The organism is Brevundimonas sp. (assembly GCF_046295075.1).
Taxonomy (GTDB): domain Bacteria; phylum Pseudomonadota; class Alphaproteobacteria; order Caulobacterales; family Caulobacteraceae; genus Brevundimonas.
Genome location: NZ_JBKBOC010000013.1, coordinates 21,876 through 40,215, shown reverse-complemented (window position 1 = coordinate 40,215; position 18,340 = coordinate 21,876). Strand labels below are relative to the sequence as shown.

The following is an 18,340-nucleotide window of genomic DNA, read 5'->3' as shown; positions in this document are numbered from 1 at the left end:
CTTCTCTGCACACCCTGTCCAACGGCGTCCGCGTCATCTGCGACCCCATGCCGGGGCTCAAGACTCTGGCCGTCGTCGTCACCGTCAAGGGCGGGGCGCGGTGGGAGGCGGAGGATCACTCCGGCTGGTCCCATCTGCTGGAGCATCTGGTGTTCAAGGGCGCCGGCGACATGGCCGCGCGCGAGATCGTCGAACGGATCGAGGCCGAGGGCGGCACGATCAACGCGTCCACCGGCTATGAGCGGACCAGTTTCGAGGTGCGCGGGCTGGCCGGCTCGCTGCCGCTGGCCATGCAGGTTCTGTCGGACCTGGTGTTCCGCCCCACCCTGGACCCCGCCGAGATCGAGCGCGAGAAGGATGTGGTGGCCCAGGAGATCGCCGAGGCCTTCGATACGCCCGACGACCACGTGTTTGAGATGGTCCAGACCCGCGCCTTCACCGGCCAGCCGCTGGGCCGGCCGATCCTGGGCTCGGTCGTCAGCCTGAAACCGGCGGACAAGGCGACGGTCGAGGCCTGGCGCGCGCGGCTGTATTCGCCCGACCGGATGGTGGTGTCGGTGTCGGGCTCGGTGAACGAGACCGAGCTGCTGGCCCTGGCCGAGCGCTGGTTCGGCGACGCCGTCGCGACCCCGGTCCAGGCGCCGGCGCCGGCGGCCTTCGTCGGCGGCCAAGCGAAACTGACGCGTAAGATCGAACAGGCCAATCTGGTGTTCCAGCTGCCGGCGCTTTCGGCGACCGATCCGGCCCTGTCGGCGATGCGGCTGTTCGGCGAGATCCTGGGCGGGGGCATGGCCTCGCGCCTGTTCCAGAGCGCGCGCGAGGAGCGGGGCCTGGCCTACGCCATCGACGCCTATCAGGAGCCGTACGAGGACACAGGCGTGCTGGGCATCTACGCCGGCGCGGCGGCGGATCGGGCGAAAGAATTGGCGCAGGTGGCGGCGGCCGAGGTGCGGGCCCTGGCCGAGACCGGCCCGACCGAAAAGGAACTGTCGCGGGCCAAGGCGGTGATGAAGGCCGGTCTGTGGATGTCGGACGAGAACCCGATGAGCCGGGCGGGACGCAACGCCGCCCAGACGCTGATCTTCGGCGCGCCGCGCTCCAGCCTGTCGATGACCGAACAGCTGGAGGCCCAGACCGTCGCGGACGTGCGGGCGGTCGGCGGGCGGCTGCTGGCGTCGGGCCAGGCGGCCAGCGCCGTGCTGGGGCCGAAGTCGGCGGGACCGGCGGGCGAGGCGTTCGCGACGGCCCTGTTCGGGGGCTAGGCTTTTGGCTCTTCTTTCTTAACTTCCGTCCCCCTCGGGCGGGAGTTCACCGGGACAGACAATTCCTAGCGGTGGCCATCTGAATGTCCGGGTCAGGGGGCGGGGTAAACTTCTCTTCACGACCCAAAGCCGACATCTATTTTGCGCACGTTTCCGCCACCACCTTACGAGAGAGGCTTCGGTTATGCTGCGCGATCTCACGTTCGCGGGCGATTGCCGTCGCGTGATCCAGAGTTTGGACATTTACGCGAACCGCACTTGGGCTGGGAATAATCAAGCAATCTATGCCGGGCGTCATCCAGATGAGCCCCTCCGTGGTCGCTCGCTCAATCCAAACTACTTGGTCGCTGAAAAGCGTGGGCCTTCGTTCACAACTCGCCAGCCAAGCTGTGGCGGATAGAATAACCGACCAACGAATGAGACTTGAGCTGAGCATGATGGAAGGATGTCCTATCCCGCTTTTGCCATCTACCCGAGATGATCATGACCCTGGCGATTTTTCGACCTGGAAGTTGCGTCCGCTTTCGGCTCTGAAGCCTAAGACCGAAATCGACCCATTGTAGTCGTTCATCGCCTCTTAGATGGTTTTCGGCCATTGCTGCGAGCCCGCGCTCATGGAGCAGAAAAATGCTAGCAGTTTTGGTGACGATTGCGGCGATGCAGCTCGGTGAACAGGGTGCGCTTTTATCGGACATCGATCGTTTCGGTCGACTTTTCATAGTGTCCAGCGGATGCGCGCGTATGGGATATGAAGTTAACTTCGACCCATTGCACGACATGCAGGGGCGGGTCGAAAGCCGAGCGTCAGAAGCCGGTATGCCTGAGACTGAAATCAGCCGGCTCATAAACGAAAGCATAGTGCGACACGAGACCGACTTACCGCCTCGTAACCTTCCTGAAGACGCATCTCCTTCACAGTTCGAGCAAAGTTTTCGGGATGCAAAGAAGGCCTATCCACTTCTCTGTAGTCAACTGGCGCGGGAAGCGCCTGAGGTGCTTACATCCGAAGATTTGAAATCAGGGGATGCTCAGCTCATAGAACGGATGAGTTTTTTCGAAAACCTTTCTGCGCGAGCGCCAGGCAGACAATAGGTCCGCGTTCCACCCCGAACAGCCCGTCGCAATGTCCGCTTCTGTGCTGTCGACCGGGTTTGCCAGTGTCGGTGTATCCCCCTCATTGGAGGGCTTGTCCCGAAGGCCTACTTTTTATCACACGCGGCCCGCCGTTGCAGCGACAGGATCGAGATCAGCGACCGGCCCCGCCGTGGGCCCTCGGGACGAGCCCGAGGGTGACGGGGGGTGGGTTGAACGGAACATCCGACCACCGGATCGGTTAAGCTGGCGCTTGAACCCGTCCAGCCCGGAGACTTCCCATGCCCGTCCGCGTCGCCCTGATCGTCGGCAGCCTACGTGAGGGATCCTATTCCCGCGCCATCGGCCTGGAAATTAAGGCGCTCGCCGCGCCGGGGCTTGAACTGGAACTGATCGAGATTGGCGACCTGCCGCTCTACAATCCCGATCTGGAGACGGACAACCCGCCGCCAGTCTGGGAACGGTTCCGCGAGGAGGTCGAGACGACCGAGGCCGTGGTTTTCGTGACACCGGAATACAACCGCTCCATCCCCGGCGCGCTGAAGAACGCTCTGGACGTCGGCTCGCGCCCTTATGGCCACAGTATCTGGCAGGGCAAGCCCGCCGCTATCGTCAGCGTCTCGCCCGGCGCCCTGGCCGCTTTCGGCGCTAACCACCACCTGCGCCAGCCCCTGGTCTTCCTGAACATGCCCACGATGCAGCAGCCCGAAGCCTATATCGGCAATGTCGCCGACCTGCTGGATGACGACGGCAAGCTGAAGAAGGACGATACGAGGGCGTTCCTGAAGAGCTTCACCGATGCGTTCGCCAAGTGGATCGACATGACGAAGGGCTGATCGCCTCTGTTGCGCCGTGGCGCTGCTTCCCGCCGACAGGGGCGTAATTGGCGCGCGTTGGGGAACGGACGCGGACTATCGCGCGGACTGAAAGACGAGGCGCTGCGCGTCGCCAAGGCGCTGTTCGCTGCGCTGGAGTTCGACGGCGGTCACAATCCGTCCGAGGCCTCGGCTGCTGCGCAGAGCTTCATCGAACGGACCTGTTTCGGGCGATAGCGGGCGGCAGACGGTCCTTCGGATCAGAACCGGAAATCAAGGCGGCGGCTTCGTAAGGAGCCGTCGTCGTCAATTAAGCATCAGCCGATATTCCGCCTGGTCAGGCAGAATATTCTTGTGGTCGGACCTGTCCAGCGCCTGATACTGGTTCAGTATTTATCGGGAAGAATTGTCAAATCGTTCGCCGACTTATTTTCCGGTCGAAAATATTGCGTCGTCGATATCAAGGACATAGCGCGCAACGACAGGCGATATTGGGATTTTTATTTCCCAATATCCAAGTAAAATGGAACGAAATGCTTTCCGGAGCGCTGATATGGGGAACAGCGTTATTGGACGCGAACCCATGTGCCTAGCTATTACGATGAAGATCAATTCGACCATCAGGTTCTAGATTTCCGCGACCTGTTCGTACCGCTGCTCGACAGCCTGGGTATGGGCTTGAGGCGTGGCGATCGGGTCACGACCGATCTCAACGTGGATCAGCAAGAGGTTTGGGCCGAAGATTGCAGTCTTGAGCCCCAAGATAAGGCTGGCTGAGGCCGCCGCTGGCGTTCTGACCTAGAATTGAAAACGGCGGCTCCGTGAGGAGCCGCCGTCGCCATATCAGCTGTGAAGCTGAAATCAGCCGATGGTTTGCAGCTGGCCAGCGGATTCCTTGCCCGAACGCTTGTCGCGTTCCAGCTCGTAGGAAACCTTTTGGTTTTCATCCAGGCCGCGCAGGCCAGCGCCTTCAACGGCCGAGATGTGGACGAAAACGTCCTTGCCGCCGTCGTCGGGTTGGATGAAGCCATAACCCTTGGTGGGGTTGAACCATTTAACAGTGCCGGTAGCCATTTTGAGACCTCCGTTAGAAATTGACCGAGGGAACGTCCGTTCGGCCTGTCGGGTCTGAATGGGAGCGGCCTTGACTCGTGCGTTCGCAGAGAGAGTGGGCGTTACGCAGAGAGATCGACGAGCGATATGTGCGCAGATATTCGCGGTGGATGCAAGAGTGACTCATGTGAAGGAAATTCAACGGTCGGAACGGTTTAGCTTGGCGGGCGTTGTTAAGGATCACGAAAGGCTCCCATCATGAACCGCACCCACGTCGTGGAGCGCGCCTACCAGCTCGCCCGTTCGCCCGATTGTCTGAACACCGGCGACGTCGTCAAGGCCTTGTCAGGCGAGGGTTATTCCGGCGCCGAGATTTCGCATTTCCAGGGCAGTTCGATCCGCGCCGACCTGAACCGCATCTGCAAGATGCCCAAGCCGGACGTGGTCGCCAACGCCGACGCGGAACAGGCTTCAGACGCCGCCTGACGCCTCCTCAGTGCGCGCCGGTCCCGTCCGGCAGATGCATTTTCTCGAACCGCCCCACCCGCGTGACCAGGGTGCGGGCGGCGTCGTTCATGCCCACCACCTCGACCTGGGCGCCCTGGCGGCGATAGCGGAAGACGACCTTGTCCACGGCGGCGACGCCGGTCAGATCCCACAGATGGGCGTCGCTGAGGTCGATCTCGACGCGTGTGGGATGGCCGTGATGCTCGAAGCTGGCGGCGAACAGGTCGGCCGAGGCGAAGAACAGCTGGCCTGAGACCCGGTAGCGCAGCACGCCGTCCTCCGGCGTCTCGATCTCGGTGACCGTGATGGTCTTGCCGACCTTGCGCATGAAGAAGACCGCCGACAGCAGCACGCCCAGGATCACCCCCTTGGACAGGTCATGGGTGAGGACGACGGTGACGGTGGTGGCGATCATCACCAGGGACGACTGGAAGGGCAGGCTGCGCAGGTTCCGCAACGAACTCCAGTCGAACGTCCCCACCGAGACCATGATCATGACCGCGACCAGGGCCGCCATCGGGATCTGCGCGACCCAGTCCTGAAGCACCAGCATCAGGAACAGCAGGAACAGGCCGGCCCACAGGGTGGACAGCCGCCCGCGCGCGCCGGACCCGACGTTGATCATCGACTGGCCGATCATGGCGCAGCCGGCCATGCCGCCGAACAGGGGCGACAGGATGTTGGCGATGCCCTGGCCGCGCGTCTCGCGGTCCTTGTCGGACGGGGTGTCGGTGATGTCGTCGATCAGATTGGCGGTCAGCAGGCTTTCCAGCAAACCCACGAAGGCCAGGGTCGCCGAGATCGGGGCGATGATGACGAAGGTCTCCCACGTCAGGGGCACGGCGGGCAGGTGGAACATCGGCAGGGTCGTGGGCATCTGGCCCATGTCGCCGACGGTGCGCACGTCCAGCTTCATCACGATCACCACCGCGCTGATGGCGACGATGGCGACCAGGGGCGAGGGCACGGCCTTGGTGATGCGGGGAAAGCCGTAGATGACGACAAGGGCCGCCGCGACCAAGGCGTAGGTGATCCAGCCCCTGCCGATCAGTTCGGGCATCTGGGCCAGGAAGATCAGGATCGCCAGGGAGTTGACGAAGCCGGTCATGACGCTGCGGCTGACGAACTTGATGTAGCGGCCCAGTTTCAGCAGGCCGATGACGATCTGGAATACGCCGCACAGGATGGAGGCGGCGAACAGATATTCCAGCCCGTGGTCGCGCACCAGCGTGACCATCAGCAGGGCCATGGCCCCGGTGGCGGCCGAGATCATGGCCGGGCGACCGCCGACGAAGGCGATGGTTACGGCGATGACGACGCTGGCGTAGAGGCCGACGGCCGGATCGACCCCGGCGATGATGGAAAAGGCGATGGCCTCGGGGATCAGGGCCAGGGCCACGACGGTCCCCGCCAGCAGGTCGCGGCGAGGATTGGCGAGCCATTGCTGGCGCGCAGAGGCGATGATGGACATTTCAGGATTTCATCTGGATGAGCCGTACCGATGCTTCGGTTTTGGGGCTCGGTTTCCCAGCGGATCGGCGGCGGGGATAGCCACCCGTCGCCTGCGAACAGGGCCGGGTCCAAGGTGATGGCGTCCTGATGCGATGTTGCGCCGCAAAAAGCAAGTGTCGCGGCGGGGTTTGGGCTAGACCAGACCGTCCATCGCGTGCGCCTCTGCGGCGCTGCCGGGGAAGACGCGGGTGTCCAAGGCGGCGCGATCGACGCCCATATGATCGCGCAGCACGCCTTTGAACACGGACCGGATATCCATCGTCGGCGCCAGGTCGCGGTTCTCGAACAGACGGTTGTCGGCCAGGGTCGGCCAGTCGCCGATGGGGCCGCCGCGCTTGATCGCCCCGCCCGCGAGCAACAGCGAGGAGCCGGTGCCGTGGTCGGTGCCTTGCGTGCCGTTGGCGCGGGCGGTGCGGCCGAACTCGGTGGCGACGACGACCACCGTGCGCGACCATGTTTCGCCCAGCCCGTCCTTCAGACCCGTGACCAGTTGATCCAGGCCGGTCAGCCGCGTCTGAAGCTGCGCGCGCTGGCCCGCATGGGTGTCCCACCCGTCCAGCGAGACGGCGACGATGTCGGCCCCCTCGGCGCCGGACATCAGTCGGGCGACGGCGCGGCCCAGGCCAAGGACGTCGTTTCGGCGCACGCGCGCCGCGTCGCCGTCCATGTTCTGCCCCTGGCCGACCAGCTCCTCGGTCGCCAGGCCCCGCGCCAGGTTCTGACCCAGCATCGGATCCTCGACATAGAGGTCCTGAAGCAGGGAGGCGATGCGGTCGCCGCCGCGCACCTGGCCGCCCGGCGCCCAGCTGGAGACGGGGGCGTCGCCGCGCAGGATCAGCGGCGTCTGGGCGCCGATCGACAGGCCCTTCAGCGACGCGCCGCCCGCCGCTGTGATGGCGCGATTCAGCCAGCCGTCGGTCTGTTGACGCAGACCCTCGCCGCCGTTCTCCAGCACGTCCTGGGCGTCGAAATGCGAGCGGATGCGGACGGGCAGGGCCACGGCCGGGGCGAACCGCATCTGGCCGGCGCCATACAGGTCGTGCAGGCCGGCCAGCGCGGGGTGCAGGCCGAAGCCCTCGCCCAGCGCCAGGGCGCCGTTCGCCTCGCCGGGGGCGGGGATGGCCAGGCCGCCACGCAGCGGAACGTAGTTTGGGTCGCCATAGGGGACGGTGACGGACAGGCCGTCCATGGCGCCGCGCGCGATGACGACGACCAGCTTGTTGGCCGGTCCGTTGGTCTGGGCGGCGACCCGTCCGGCGAAGGCCAGGCCGACCCCGGCCGAGGCGGCGGCCAGCAGGTGGCGGCGGTTCATGTTGAGGGCGGTCATCGGCGTTGGAACTCCGGCGACATGAAGAGAAGGGTGAGGGCCTCGGGCCGGCTTTCGGCGCGGGCGACGGCGAGGCGCGTGCGTTCGCCGAGGCGCGCACTGAGGGCGGCGGCGGCGACGGCGTTCGGGTCGGCCGCCTGGGCCGCGTCGGCGGCGGTGCGCGACCAGTTCAGCCGTTTGACCAGGGCGTCGGGACCGGCCCAGTCGGCGGCCGCGTCGGGCCACCCCTCGGGCGAGGGGGCGGCGAACGGCGGCTGGCCCATGTCCAGCAGGGCCTGGCGCAGGGGCTGGATTCGCTGGGGCCGGGTTCCCAGGGCGCGGTGGGTGGAGACGACGAAGTCGTAGGGCGTCTTGATCTTGGCGGGCTGGGGCGTCCAGGTCTCGGGCGCCTCGACCAGGGCGCGGGCGACCTGGGCCAGGTCGCCGCCCGAACGGGTCCAGGCGTCTTCCAGCCGGGCGACCAGGGCCGGTGGCGGGTCGTCGGCGACGAAATGGGCGGCGAGGCGGCGCGACAGGCGTTTGGCGGTTGCCGGATGTCGGGCCAAGTCGCGCAGGATGTCCTGACCCTGGGCCAGGCCTGCGGCCGGATAGGTCTTGCCCATCACCGTGCGGTCGCCCGGTTCGTGGACATTGGGGCGGAAGACGAATCCGTTCGCCGCAGGCTGGGCCTGTGCGGCCGCCATGCGCGCCCTTCGTGGGCGGGCGGGCTGACGTTGATCGCGCGCTGTGGGAATCGACCAGCCGGTCAGGGCGCGGGCCAGTTCGGTCACGTCGGCCTGGGTGTAGCCTGCGTCGGCGCCGACGGTGTGCAGCTCCATCATCTCGCGGGCCAGGTTCTCGTTCAGCCCGGCGTTGCGGCGGGCGCCGGCCACGCTGTCGGGACCGACCGAGCGGGCCTGATCCAGATACAGAAGCATGGCGGGATGCTGTTCGGCGGCCAGGACCAGATCCTCGAACCGGCCGAAGACGTGCGGGCGGATGGCCTCGCGCTCGTACTGGCCGACGAAGGCGCCGCTGGCGAATTTGACGGCCGAGACGGTGACGGCGTTGGCCCAGAACAGCGTCCACCGCTCGGCGAAACCGTCGTCTGTGGTCGCGCCCAGCTGCGCGCGGGCCAGGAACTCCTGCGCCGTATCCTGGGTGATCTCTCGACGCGCGGCCTGGCGGGCCTCGCGCCGGGCGACGGCGTCTGGATCGGTATCGGGGGCGGGCGCGGTCTGCGCCATTGACGTGGACGTGGCGCCGACCTGTGGCGCAGAGCGTCGATCGCGGCGGACCTGACCGGCGTCGCTTTGATAGTCGACATACTGGGCGACGCGCTGGGCGGTGTCGGCGAACTGGCCCGACGGCTGAGGCGCGCCCTGGGGCCGGATCTGGGCCGTGGCCCAGCCGCGTGGATCGGCGGCGACGCGTTCGATCTCGCCGGGCCTGGCGCCGAGACCCAGGCGGGTCAGGGCGATGGCGGCGTCGGTCGGTGATGAAGCCATGGCCTTCTCCTCGTCCGTCCCCGCAGAGTGTAACGCAGCCGGTGCGAAAACTCCGTCGCGAGATCGGATCGAAGGGTCAGGCGGCCCGTATCAGGCGGCCCGTATCAGGCGGGTTGTGCCAGGCCCGCCTCGGCGTCGGCGATCAGGTCGCGGTCGTCCACCTGCCACGGGTGGAAGTCGGGTTTGTAGAAGGCGACATAGTCCCCGATCATGCGGCGATAGAGACCCGGCTTCAGCCACAGCCAGCGGAACAGGCCCAGGCGCGCCTTCCAGCCGACGATGCCGTCCTGCTTCAACAGCATCAGGGTCGTCTCGCGCACCGTTTTGGTGAACAGCAGGGTCGTCAGGAGCATGGCCCAGCGCCGCAGCCGCCAGCGGTTCAGCGGCGACATCTCGCGGGTGGCGTGCAGGAAGACGTCATAGGCCACGCCCTTGTGCTCGATCTCCTCGATGGAGTGCCAGCGCCACAGGCGGGCCAGGTCGGTGGGCGAGCCCTTCAGCAGGTCGGGGTCGGCCAGCAGCCGATGGGCGAAGGCGGCGGTGAAATGCTCCAGCGCCATGGTGGCCGCCAGTTGGGCGATGGCCGGGCGGGCGCGGGCGATATCCAGGCGGGCCGTGACATAGGCCTCGATCTCGGCGGTCTCGTAGCCGGCGCGGGCGGTGATGGCGTTGAAGGCCATGTGTTCGCGCGTATGGGCGCCTTCCTGGACGGTGAAGGCGCGGATGTCGGCGGCCAGGTTTGCGGGCGTATCCTTGGCGAACCGCTTGACCGACTGGATGAAGAACCGCTCGCCGTCGGGAAAGGTCAGGCTGAGGGCGTTCATCACGGCCGTGCCGAACGGGTCGCCGTTCAGCCACCAGCGTGGCGTCGGGGCCTCGCGGTCGATATGCAGGTCGCGCGGCCTGATCTGGAGATCGGCGGGGGTGGCGGATTTCGCCATGTTTCTGCTCCTCGATTTCGAGAGGAATATGGAGTTAACTGACATCAATGTCAACTAATGGTCCGGTGAAGCGGCGGCGCGGGGCGGTGGCGCGCGAAGAGGCGCTGGAGGCGGCGCGCGACCTGCTGCTGTCCGGCGGCCCGGCGGCGGTGACGCTGAAGGCGGTGGGCGAGCGGATGGGCGTGGGCCACGCCAATCTGATCCACCATTTCGGCTCGGCGGCCGGGCTTCAGGGCGCGCTGATGGACGCGATGGTGCGCGATCTGGCCGAACGGATCGAGGCGGGCCTGAACGAAGGATCGGGCGAAGGGCGCGAGGGGGTGGAGCCGGATCGGTTGATGACCGTCGTCTTCGACGCCTTCGGCAAGGGCGGGGCGTCGCAGATGGCGGCCTGGCTGGCCCTGGCGCGCGAGCAGGGGCGGGCGGAAAGCTTCGGCGGGGTGGTGCGGGACCTGGCCGACCGGCTGGCGGCCATGGCGCCCGACGATCCCAGGGCGGCCGAACGGGCGCGGTCGCTGGTCATGACGGCGGCCTATATGGCCTTCGCCGAGGGGCTGATCGGCGACATCCTGACGCCGATGCTGGGCGCGCCCGAGGGCCTGGGTCGTGAGCTGGCGTTGAAGTTGACGGCGACCGTCTTGGCGGAACCGTGAGTTCAGGCCACAGTCGTCCTGTTGTATGAGGCGTCATGGCCCTGCTGGACTGGATGAGCGATGTGGCCGGGCCGGTGGTCCGGGGGGACGGCGTGCTGCTGCGGCCGCCGCGCGCCGGCGACTATGCCGCCTGGTCCACGCTGCGCGACGGGTCGCGCGACTATCTGCAACCGTGGGAGCCGGCCTGGCCCGAGGACGACCTGACCAAGGCGGCGTTCCGGCGTCGGCTGTCCATCTATGCGCGTGAGATGGAGCTGGGCCACGCCTGGCCCTTTTTCGTGCTGGTTGACGGCGGCAAGACCCTGGCGGGGGCGGTGACCCTGTCGAACGTGCGGCGCGGCGTCGCCGAGACCGGGACGCTGGGCTACTGGATCGGCCAGCCCCATTCCGGCCAGGGTGTGGCGACGGCGGCGGTGCAGGCCGTGGTCGGATACGCCTTCGACAAGCTGAAGCTGCACCGGCTGGAGGCGGCCTGCCTGCCCACCAACCACGGTTCGCGTCGTGTTCTGGAGAAATCGGGCTTTCGCAACGAAGGTCGGGCTAGGGCTTATTTGAAAATTAACGGCGAGTGGGCAGATCATCTGCTGTTCGGCCTGGTCGAGGACGAGCGTTGACGGCCGGGGGCCGTCTGGAAGGGCGAGACGCGTGACACCACGATCCCGATCGCTGGCCTGGGACGCCACGACCGCCATCGAGGCGTTGGCGGCCGCCGACACGGCCCTGTGGGTCTGGACGCCGGCGACGGACGAACTGCGTTTCACCGGCGCGACGCGGTCGCTGGGCCTGGGGCCGCTGGCCCCGGAATGCACCGCCGCCGGCTTCGTCGCCCTGGCCATGCCCCAGGATCGCAGCCTGGCCGAACGCATGCTGAAACCGCAGGACGAGGGGGCCGAGGTCGCCGTGCGCCTGCGGATGCGTGGGTCCGAGACCTGCCTGTGGCGCGGCGTCTGGCTGGAGGACGGACTGCGCGCCGCCGGGGTCGTGGCGCTGGAGACCAAGTTCGCCGGATCGGATCGGGATACGCTGACGGGCCTGCTGGACCGTCGCGCCTTCATCGCGCGCGTGGGCGAGGTCCTGACCCAGCCCGGCGAATACGAGATTGTGGTCGGCGACGTGGATCGTCTGCGGCGCCTGAACGAGGCGCTGGGGCATGAGCGCACCGACCTGGTGCTGTCGGCCTTGGGCTCGCGTCTGGCCGCCGCCTTCAACAAGGACGCCTCGGCGGCGCGAATCGGCGAGGACGAGTTCGCCATCATCGTGCCCAGGACCGCCTCTCACACCAGCTACCGCGTCCGCGATGCGCTGGAGCAGCCGCTGCGGGTCGCGGGCTTCGACATCTATCCGACCGTCTCCATCGGGGCGGTGATGGTGGAGGGCGGGCCGGATGCGCCCGACGCCGCCGAACTGTTGCGCCGGGTCGAGCTGGCGGTGGAATCTGCCAAGGGCGCCGGGCGCGGCGGATCGGCCGCCTATGGCCGGGCGCTGGAGAGCGATTCCTTGAGCCGCCTGGCGCTGGAGGCGGATCTGAGGAACGCCTTCGTGCGCGGCGAGATCGTGCCCTTCTTCCAGCCCATCGTGAACCTGAACACCGGGGCGGTGGCGGGCTTCGAGGCCCTGGCGCGCTGGCGTCACCCGCGCCGCGGCCTGGTGCCGCCGGACGAGTTCCTGGGCCTGACCGCCGACCTGGGCATGATGAACGACCTGGGCCTGCTGATGATGACCCAGTCGGCGCGTCAACTGGCGGAATGGATCGAACGCCATCCGCTGGCGGGCAAGATGTTCTGCAGCGTCAACCTGTCGGTCGGCGAGATCGAACGCCCGCACCTGTGCGAGGACGTGGCGCGCATCATCAAGGAAAGCGGCCTGCCACGGGGCGCGCTGAAGCTGGAAGTCACCGAGGGCGACATCATGCGCGACACCGCGCGCGCCGCCGAGGTGCTGCAATCGCTGAAGGACGTCGGGGCGTCGCTGGCGCTGGACGATTTCGGCACCGGCTTCTCGTCCCTGTCCTATCTGGCGCGCCTGCCGTTCGATACGCTGAAGATCGACCGCTATTTCGTCCTGACGATGAACAAGGACGAGGGCTCGGCCAAGATCGTCAAGTCGGTGGTCAACCTGGGCCGCGATCTGGAATTGGAAGTCGTCGCCGAAGGGGTCGAGAACGCCGAACTGGCCGCCCTGCTGCTGGAAGCCCAATGCCACTACGGCCAGGGCTTCGGCTACGCCCCCGCGCTCCCGGCCCAGGAGGCGGAGGTTTATCTGGCCGAAAGCCTGGCCGACGGCACCGCCCCGCTGAAGCAGCGGTCGGCGTAAGCCGTCAGATCGCGTTTAGCGGCAGGCGCAGATAGCGCTGTCCGCCGGCGTCGGGCGGCGGAAGGTCGCCGGCGCGGATGTTGACCTGGAGCGAGGGCAGGATCAGCTGGGGCGCGCCCAGGGTGGCGTCGCGGGTTTCGCGCATGGCCACGAAATCCTCTTCCGAGACCCCGCCGCCGACGTGGATGTTATGGGCGCGCTGATCGGCGACGGTCGTCTCGAACCGGTAGTCGGTGCGGCCCTGCGGCAGATAGTCGTGGCCGACGAAGACGCGGGTGTCGTCGGGCAGGGACAGCAGGCGCTCGATCGACCGATAGAGGGTTCGGGCGTCGCCGCCGGGGAAGTCCGTGCGGGCCGTGCCGTAGTCCGGCATGAACAGGGTGTCGCCGGTGAAGACCGCATCGCCGATCCTGTAGCTGACGCAGGCGGGGGTATGGCCCGGCGTGTGGATCACCTGGACCGACAGGTCGCCCAGAGCGAATAAATCACCGTCGCCATAGAGATGATCGAACACCCGACCGTCGCTGCGCACGTCGTCCGCGCCGAACAGAGGGGCGAAGGTCGATTGCACCTCGGTGATATGGGCGCCGATCCCGATGGAGACGCCCGTCGCGCGTCGAAGATGGGCGGCGGCCGTCAGGTGATCGGCATGGGCGTGGGTTTCCAGCACCATCGCCAAGGTCAGACCCGCCGTTTCCAGCGCCGCCATCACCGCGTCGATCGATCGGGTGGAAGTGCGGGCGGACGCGGCGTCGAAATCCAGCACCGGGTCGATGATGGCGGCCATGCCGGTGGCCGGGTCGCTGACCAGATAGGTCACAGTATGGGTCGCGGGGTCGAAGAAGCCGCGAACGTCGGGGATGTGGGCCATGGAGAAGGCTCCTTTCGCGTTTCAACATATTAGGTATTGCTAATTTAGCAAGTGCGAATATATTGCGGCTCATGATCGACCTTCAAACCATCGGACTTGAGCGTTTCCAGGCCAGCGCGGGCGAGGCGTCGGCCCTGCTGCGCGCCCTGTCCAACGAGAAACGGCTGATGATCCTGTGCCAACTGGGCGAGGGCGAGATGTCGGTCGGCCAGCTTCTGCCGCTGGTCGGCCTGTCGCAGTCGGCCCTGTCCCAGCATCTGGCCAAGCTGCGGGACGAGGCCCTGGTCGCCACGCGGCGCGACGGCACGGCGGTGTTCTACCGCATCGCCGACCCGGCCGTGCTGAAGGTGATCGCCGTCCTGGCTGAAATCTACTGTCCCCCTCTTGCTCCCGAAAAGGAATGATCCCGATGACCGTCCTGACCCCCTTGTCCCCCGCCGAGGTCTCGCGCCGCCTGATGGAAAACAGCGCCGTCCTGATCGACATTCGCGAACAGGACGAGTTCGTACGCGAACATGTCGCGGGGGCGGTCCATGCGCCGCTGTCCAGTTTCGATGAGTCCGCGCGCACTCTTGCGGACGGGCGCGACGTGATCTTCACCTGCCGGACCGGAAACCGGACGGGCGTCAACTGCGACCGCCTGGCGGCCCAGGTTCCGGGTCAGGCCTTCGTCCTGGACGGCGGGCTGGACGCCTGGAAGAGGCAAGGCCTGGCGACCCGCACCGACCGGTCCAAGCCCATCGAGCTGATGCGGCAGGTCCAGATGGCGGCGGGGGGGCTGATCCTGACCGGGGCGGCGCTCGGCCTGTTGGTGCATCCCGCCTTCTGGGGCCTGTCCGCCTTCGTCGGCGCGGGCCTGTTCGTCGCGGGGGCCACCGGCTTCTGCGGCATGGCGCGCCTGCTCGCCGTCATGCCCTGGAACCGAAGCGCGGCTGGGGTCGCCTGACGCCATGACGACCGATCTGCTGGCCCTGAGCCTGGCCGCCTTCAGCGGCGGCGTCGTCGCCCTGCTGCTGACGCTGTTCGGCGGCGGCGGGTCGGTGCTGGCGGTGCCGTTGCTGCTCTATCTCGTCGGCGTCAAAGACCCGCATGTCGCCATCGGCGTCTCGGCGGCGGGGGTGGCGCTGAACGCCCTGACGGCCCTGGCCGGCCAAGCGAAGGCCGGGCGGGTGCGCTGGCCCTGCGCCATCCTGTTCGCCGTCACCGGCGCGGCCGGCGCCTGGGTCGGCTCATCCCTGGCCAAGATGATCGACGGCCATCAGTTGCTGCTGATCTTCGCGGTGGCCATGGCGGCGGTCGGCCTGTCGATGCTCCGCCCCAAGCCCGTCGTTGTTCGCGCCGAGCCCCGGCTCAACTGGGCCATGTCGCCCAGGATCGGCCTGGCCGGGGCGGGGGTCGGGTCAGCGGCGGGCTTCTTCGGCATCGGCGGCGGGTTCCTGATCGTGCCCGGCTTGATGGCGTCCACGGGCATGAGCCTGGCGACCGCCCAGGCGACGTCCCTGCTCAGCGTCGCGGCCTTTGGGGCCACGACGGCCGGCAACTACGCCCTGTCCGGTTGGATCGACCCCGGTCTGGTCGCGGCCATGACCGTGGGCGGGGTGGCGGGCACGGCGGCCGGCCTGCCGCTGGCGCGCCGACTGGGCGCCAATGTGGCGCTGGGCCGCGCCCTGTTCGCCGGGCTTATCCTGGTGGTCGCCGTCTATGTCGCGGTGCGGGCGATCCTGGCGCTTTGAGGCCGAGGCATCGTCCGTGAGGCGTCTAGCCATAGGGCCATAAATCCCGGACACTCCCTGCCATGACCGACGCCAGACTGGAGATCGCCGCCGGCTTTGCGACCTTGCAGGGGCCCAAGGCGGACAATCAGGATTTCGGCGGCGTCCATATCGGCACGGCGGCCGAGCAGCGCGAGCATGGGGTGGTGGCGGTGATCGCCGACGGGGTGTCGGGGTCAAAGGCCGGGCGGATGGCGGCGGAGCTGACGACGCGCAGCTTCATCGACGGCTATCTGGATCAGAATCCGCTGAACGGCATCGCCGCCAACGGGATCAAGGCGCTGCGGGGCTTCAACCGCTGGCTCCATTCGCGCGGCAAGATCGATCCGGCGATGGAGGGGGCGGCGACCACCTTCACGGCGGTGATCCTGCGCGGGCGCGAAGCGACGGCCCTGCATGTCGGCGACAGCCGCGCCTGGCATTTCCGCGACGGGGTGCTGACGCGGCTGACCGAGGATCATACGCGCGCCCAGCAGGGGCTCAGCCATGTGCTGTACCGCGCGGTGGGGATCGAGGCGGACGTGAAGCTGGACGTGCGTCAGGTGCGGCTGGAACCGCACGACCGGCTGCTGTTGACCACCGACGGGGTGCATGGGGTGCTGACCGATGCAGTGATCGCGGGCTTGCTGGGGCGGCGCAGCTCGCCCGACGCGGACGCAAAGGCGATCCTGGCCGAGGTCGAGGCGGCGGGGGCGCGTGACAACGCCACCGCCATCGTCATCGACGTGGTCCGCACCGGCGCGCCCGACTGGGAGGCGATCACGGCCGAAGCGGAAGGGCTGGCGATCCTGCCGCCGCCCGCCCTGGGCGACAATATCGACGGCTTCGCCCTGCAGCGGCTGGTCGCGGACGGGCGCTATACGCGGTTGTTCCTGGCGAAGGACACGCTGGGCGACGCAGGCGCGGTGGTGCTGAAGTTCCCCAAGCCCGCCGTGGTGTCGGAACGCGGCGCGCGCACCGCCTTCCTGCGCGAGGCCTTCATCGGGCGGCGTATCGACAGTCCGTTCGTTGGCAAGGTGCTGAGCCTGGATGCGGGCCGCCAGAGCCGTCTGTATATCGCCCAGCCCTTCCATGCCGGCCAGACCCTGCATGCACGACTGGCGGAGGAGGGGCCGTTCGAGATCGCCGAGGGCATCGGCGTGGCCTTGCGCCTGTCGCGCGCGGTGTCTGCCCTGCACCGGGCGGGGGTGACCCACCGCGACATCAAGCCGGACAATGTGATCCTGGAGACGACCGGCGGGCTGAAGCTCGTCGATCTGGGCGTGGCGCGTCTGCGGCAGGCCGAGGAGTTCGCCGAGGCCGAGGCGCCCGGCACCGCCGGCTACAAGGCGCCCGAGATGTATGCGGGCGAGAGCGGGAACGCCGCCACCGACCAGTTCGCCGTGGGGGTGACCCTTTATCGCCTGTTCACTGGCGCCTATCCGTGGGGCGAGGTCGATCCGGCCGATGCGCCACGCTTCGACCGGGCGCCCGTGCCGCCGACGCGGCGCCGCCCGGACATGCCTGCCTGGCTGGAGGCGGCCATCATGCGCGCCGTCGCCGTCGATCCGAACGAGCGGTTCGAGGACGTGGAGGAGCTGATCCATGTGCTGGAAACCGGCAGCGCCGTCGCCGCCCCGCCGCCGCGTCAGCTGTCGTTGATCGAACGCGATCCGGTGCGATTCTGGCAGGGGGTCAGCCTGCTGCTGTTGCTGGCGCTGCTTGTATCCATGACGACGCGTTAGGCCCCCATACGTCCAGATTAAGCCTTTGGATGTGCGGCATTTAGCGGCGCGAACGGCGGGAACCTGTGGCCGCATTCGGCTTTTGTGACGGCGAGCGGGGACGTCGCGCCCGCACTTCGGCACGAAAGCCTCCCCATGATCAAGACTCTCGCTTCCAGCGCCCTGGCACTCGCCATGGTCTCCACCCCGGCCCTGGCCCAGTCCGTGGCCCCCGACTGGTCCGGCCCCTACATCGGCATCTTCGGCGGCTACAACCAGTCGAACGACGACGGCGACGAGATACTACGCTTCGACCGCAATCTGGACGGCAACTACGGCGACCAGGTCACGACCGCCCCGGCCGCCGGCGCCACGGTGGGCGCCAACGCCTTCAGCCCCGGCTTCTGCGGCGGCATGTCGACCAGCACCGCGCCGGGCACCGGCTGCCGTGACGACAACGACGGCGTCGAGGCGGGCGTGCGCGCCGGTTACGACATGCAGTTCGGCAACTTCGTCGTCGGCGCCCTGGCGGAATACAGCGTCAACAACGTCCAGGACTCGGTGACGGGCTTCTCGACCACCCCGGCCTTCTACACCTTCACGCGCGAGCTGGAGAGCACGGCGGCCGCCCGTCTGAAGCTGGGCTACGCCTATGGCCCGGCCCTGATCTACGGCACCGGCGGCTACGCCTATGGCAAGTTCGAGAACAAGTTCCGCACCTCGAACCAGGCCAACAGCTTCACCGAAACCAGCGAAGGCGACGACGGCGACGGCTGGCAGGCCGGCGGCGGCGTGGAATACGCCCTGGGTCGCGGCCTGACGGTCAACGGCGAATACCTCTACACCTCGCTGGACGTGGACAGCCCGGTGATCCGCGTCGGCAACACCGGCACGACGCCCGCCGCCAACCCGTTCATCCTGGCCCCGAACACCACGGGCACCGACATGGTGCGCGGCAACGGCAAGTTCGGAACCCACATGTTCCGCATCGGCATGAACTACCGCTTCTAAGCCTCAAAGCGGGCGGCTGGG

General features: G+C 67.6%; 19 protein-coding genes and 1 other annotated feature. Of the genes, 13 read left to right on the top strand and 6 right to left on the bottom strand.

Annotated features, from left to right (window positions below):
• The first annotated feature begins 47 nt into the window (after positions 1 to 47).
• From ACK4MH_RS11085 to ACK4MH_RS11070, 4 genes are all read left to right on the top strand, one after another.
• The gene (locus ACK4MH_RS11085; RefSeq protein ID WP_409718157.1) at positions 48 to 1,262 is read left to right on the top strand and encodes a M16 family metallopeptidase; all 1,215 of its coding nucleotides are present in this window, start codon (positions 48 to 50) and stop codon (positions 1,260 to 1,262) included.
• A gap of 627 nt (positions 1,263 to 1,889) precedes the next feature.
• Entirely contained in the window at positions 1,890 to 2,354 is a 465-nt protein-coding gene (locus ACK4MH_RS11080; protein ID WP_409718154.1) for a hypothetical protein, read from the top strand.
• Between the two features lie 281 nt (positions 2,355 to 2,635).
• A complete protein-coding gene (locus tag ACK4MH_RS11075; RefSeq protein ID WP_409718151.1) occupies positions 2,636 to 3,190 on the top strand; it encodes an NADPH-dependent FMN reductase in 555 nt (184 codons plus the stop codon).
• Between the two features lie 57 nt (positions 3,191 to 3,247).
• Positions 3,248 to 3,406, top strand: coding sequence for a hypothetical protein (locus ACK4MH_RS11070; protein WP_409718149.1), 159 nt, complete (start codon positions 3,248 to 3,250; stop codon positions 3,404 to 3,406).
• A 624-nt stretch (positions 3,407 to 4,030) separates the two neighbouring features.
• Here the strand turns inward: ACK4MH_RS11070 and ACK4MH_RS11065 are convergent.
• Positions 4,031 to 4,243 carry a cold-shock protein gene (locus ACK4MH_RS11065; RefSeq protein WP_008260410.1) on the bottom strand — a complete coding sequence of 71 codons (213 nt, stop codon included), beginning with the start codon at positions 4,241 to 4,243 and terminating at the stop codon, positions 4,031 to 4,033.
• 237 nt (positions 4,244 to 4,480) lie between these two features.
• Here ACK4MH_RS11065 and ACK4MH_RS11060 point away from each other — a divergent pair, with 237 nt between their 5' ends.
• On the top strand, positions 4,481 to 4,708 hold the full coding sequence (locus ACK4MH_RS11060; protein WP_346494861.1) for a hypothetical protein: 228 nt from the start codon (positions 4,481 to 4,483) through the stop codon (positions 4,706 to 4,708).
• A gap of 7 nt (positions 4,709 to 4,715) precedes the next feature.
• Here the strand turns inward: ACK4MH_RS11060 and ACK4MH_RS11055 are convergent, their stop codons facing one another.
• The 4 genes from ACK4MH_RS11055 to ACK4MH_RS11040 all read right to left on the bottom strand — a co-directional run bounded on the left by ACK4MH_RS11055 (position 4,716) and on the right by ACK4MH_RS11040 (position 9,996).
• Positions 4,716 to 6,194: a SulP family inorganic anion transporter gene (locus ACK4MH_RS11055; RefSeq protein ID WP_409718302.1), complete on the bottom strand. Its 1,479-nt coding sequence runs from the start codon at positions 6,192 to 6,194 to the stop codon at positions 4,716 to 4,718.
• A gap of 56 nt (positions 6,195 to 6,250) precedes the next feature.
• Positions 6,251 to 6,314: a sequence feature (sul1 is cis-regulatory element that is thought to sense ions involved in sulfur or methionine metabolism; They are found in Alphaproteobacteria), on the bottom strand.
• Positions 6,315 to 6,374: 60 nt separating this feature from the next.
• Positions 6,375 to 7,568, bottom strand: coding sequence for a DUF1501 domain-containing protein (locus ACK4MH_RS11050; protein WP_409718145.1), 1,194 nt, complete (start codon positions 7,566 to 7,568; stop codon positions 6,375 to 6,377).
• Entirely contained in the window at positions 7,565 to 9,055 is a 1,491-nt protein-coding gene (locus ACK4MH_RS11045; RefSeq protein WP_409718142.1) for a DUF1800 family protein, read from the bottom strand. The genes ACK4MH_RS11050 and ACK4MH_RS11045 overlap by 4 nt, the downstream gene beginning before the upstream one ends.
• 104 nt (positions 9,056 to 9,159) lie before the next feature.
• On the bottom strand, positions 9,160 to 9,996 hold the full coding sequence (locus ACK4MH_RS11040; protein ID WP_409718139.1) for a metal-dependent hydrolase: 837 nt from the start codon (positions 9,994 to 9,996) through the stop codon (positions 9,160 to 9,162).
• Between the two features lie 47 nt (positions 9,997 to 10,043).
• Between ACK4MH_RS11040 and ACK4MH_RS11035 the strand changes: the two genes are divergently transcribed.
• From ACK4MH_RS11035 to ACK4MH_RS11025, 3 genes are read left to right on the top strand one after another with little or no spacing between them, the layout of a single operon-like run.
• Positions 10,044 to 10,649 (top strand): TetR/AcrR family transcriptional regulator, encoded by a 606-nt coding sequence (locus tag ACK4MH_RS11035; protein WP_135193561.1) that lies wholly within the window; start codon positions 10,044 to 10,046, stop codon positions 10,647 to 10,649.
• Between the two features lie 35 nt (positions 10,650 to 10,684).
• Positions 10,685 to 11,263 carry a GNAT family N-acetyltransferase gene (locus ACK4MH_RS11030; protein ID WP_135193560.1) on the top strand — a complete coding sequence of 193 codons (579 nt, stop codon included), beginning with the start codon at positions 10,685 to 10,687 and terminating at the stop codon, positions 11,261 to 11,263.
• 31 nt (positions 11,264 to 11,294) lie between these two features.
• Positions 11,295 to 12,962, top strand: coding sequence for a putative bifunctional diguanylate cyclase/phosphodiesterase (locus tag ACK4MH_RS11025; RefSeq protein WP_135193559.1), 1,668 nt, complete (start codon positions 11,295 to 11,297; stop codon positions 12,960 to 12,962).
• A 4-nt stretch (positions 12,963 to 12,966) separates the two neighbouring features.
• Here ACK4MH_RS11025 and ACK4MH_RS11020 read toward each other — a convergent pair whose 3' ends face one another.
• Positions 12,967 to 13,833, bottom strand: a complete 867-nt coding sequence (locus ACK4MH_RS11020; RefSeq protein ID WP_409718133.1) for an MBL fold metallo-hydrolase — start codon at positions 13,831 to 13,833, stop codon at positions 12,967 to 12,969.
• A gap of 71 nt (positions 13,834 to 13,904) precedes the next feature.
• Between ACK4MH_RS11020 and ACK4MH_RS11015 the strand changes: the two genes are divergently transcribed.
• From ACK4MH_RS11015 to ACK4MH_RS10995, 5 genes are all read left to right on the top strand, one after another.
• Positions 13,905 to 14,237, top strand: a complete 333-nt coding sequence (locus ACK4MH_RS11015; protein WP_409718130.1) for an ArsR/SmtB family transcription factor — start codon at positions 13,905 to 13,907, stop codon at positions 14,235 to 14,237.
• Between the two features lie 5 nt (positions 14,238 to 14,242).
• Positions 14,243 to 14,779, top strand: coding sequence for a rhodanese family protein (locus tag ACK4MH_RS11010; RefSeq protein WP_409718128.1), 537 nt, complete (start codon positions 14,243 to 14,245; stop codon positions 14,777 to 14,779).
• A 4-nt stretch (positions 14,780 to 14,783) separates the two neighbouring features.
• Entirely contained in the window at positions 14,784 to 15,566 is a 783-nt protein-coding gene (locus ACK4MH_RS11005; protein WP_409718125.1) for a sulfite exporter TauE/SafE family protein, read from the top strand.
• Positions 15,567 to 15,628: 62 nt separating this feature from the next.
• On the top strand, positions 15,629 to 17,329 hold the full coding sequence (locus tag ACK4MH_RS11000) for a bifunctional protein-serine/threonine kinase/phosphatase (RefSeq protein WP_409718122.1): 1,701 nt from the start codon (positions 15,629 to 15,631) through the stop codon (positions 17,327 to 17,329).
• Between the two features lie 135 nt (positions 17,330 to 17,464).
• Positions 17,465 to 18,319: an outer membrane protein gene (locus ACK4MH_RS10995; RefSeq protein ID WP_409718119.1), complete on the top strand. Its 855-nt coding sequence runs from the start codon at positions 17,465 to 17,467 to the stop codon at positions 18,317 to 18,319.
• Positions 18,320 to 18,340 lie beyond the last annotated feature (21 nt).

Excerpts from the sequence above, each read along its gene's own strand:
- ACK4MH_RS11085 (WP_409718157.1), top strand. The coding sequence starts at position 48 with ATGCCGGGGCTCAAGACTCTGGCCGTCGTCGTCACCGTCAAGGGCGGG.
- ACK4MH_RS11080 (WP_409718154.1), top strand. The coding sequence starts at position 1,890 with ATGCTAGCAGTTTTGGTGACGATTGCGGCGATGCAGCTCGGTGAACAG.
- ACK4MH_RS11075 (WP_409718151.1), top strand. The coding sequence starts at position 2,636 with ATGCCCGTCCGCGTCGCCCTGATCGTCGGCAGCCTACGTGAGGGATCC.
- ACK4MH_RS11065 (WP_008260410.1), bottom strand. The coding sequence starts at position 4,243 with ATGGCTACCGGCACTGTTAAATGGTTCAACCCCACCAAGGGTTATGGC.
- ACK4MH_RS11060 (WP_346494861.1), top strand. The coding sequence starts at position 4,481 with ATGAACCGCACCCACGTCGTGGAGCGCGCCTACCAGCTCGCCCGTTCG.
- ACK4MH_RS11050 (WP_409718145.1), bottom strand. The coding sequence starts at position 7,568 with ATGACCGCCCTCAACATGAACCGCCGCCACCTGCTGGCCGCCGCCTCG.
- ACK4MH_RS11045 (WP_409718142.1), bottom strand. The coding sequence starts at position 9,055 with ATGGCTTCATCACCGACCGACGCCGCCATCGCCCTGACCCGCCTGGGT.
- ACK4MH_RS11040 (WP_409718139.1), bottom strand. The coding sequence starts at position 9,996 with ATGGCGAAATCCGCCACCCCCGCCGATCTCCAGATCAGGCCGCGCGAC.
- ACK4MH_RS11035 (WP_135193561.1), top strand. The coding sequence starts at position 10,044 with ATGTCAACTAATGGTCCGGTGAAGCGGCGGCGCGGGGCGGTGGCGCGC.
- ACK4MH_RS11030 (WP_135193560.1), top strand. The coding sequence starts at position 10,685 with ATGGCCCTGCTGGACTGGATGAGCGATGTGGCCGGGCCGGTGGTCCGG.
- ACK4MH_RS11020 (WP_409718133.1), bottom strand. The coding sequence starts at position 13,833 with ATGGCCCACATCCCCGACGTTCGCGGCTTCTTCGACCCCGCGACCCAT.
- ACK4MH_RS11015 (WP_409718130.1), top strand. The coding sequence starts at position 13,905 with ATGATCGACCTTCAAACCATCGGACTTGAGCGTTTCCAGGCCAGCGCG.
- ACK4MH_RS11010 (WP_409718128.1), top strand. The coding sequence starts at position 14,243 with ATGACCGTCCTGACCCCCTTGTCCCCCGCCGAGGTCTCGCGCCGCCTG.
- ACK4MH_RS11005 (WP_409718125.1), top strand. The coding sequence starts at position 14,784 with ATGACGACCGATCTGCTGGCCCTGAGCCTGGCCGCCTTCAGCGGCGGC.
- ACK4MH_RS11000 (WP_409718122.1), top strand. The coding sequence starts at position 15,629 with ATGACCGACGCCAGACTGGAGATCGCCGCCGGCTTTGCGACCTTGCAG.
- ACK4MH_RS10995 (WP_409718119.1), top strand. The coding sequence starts at position 17,465 with ATGATCAAGACTCTCGCTTCCAGCGCCCTGGCACTCGCCATGGTCTCC.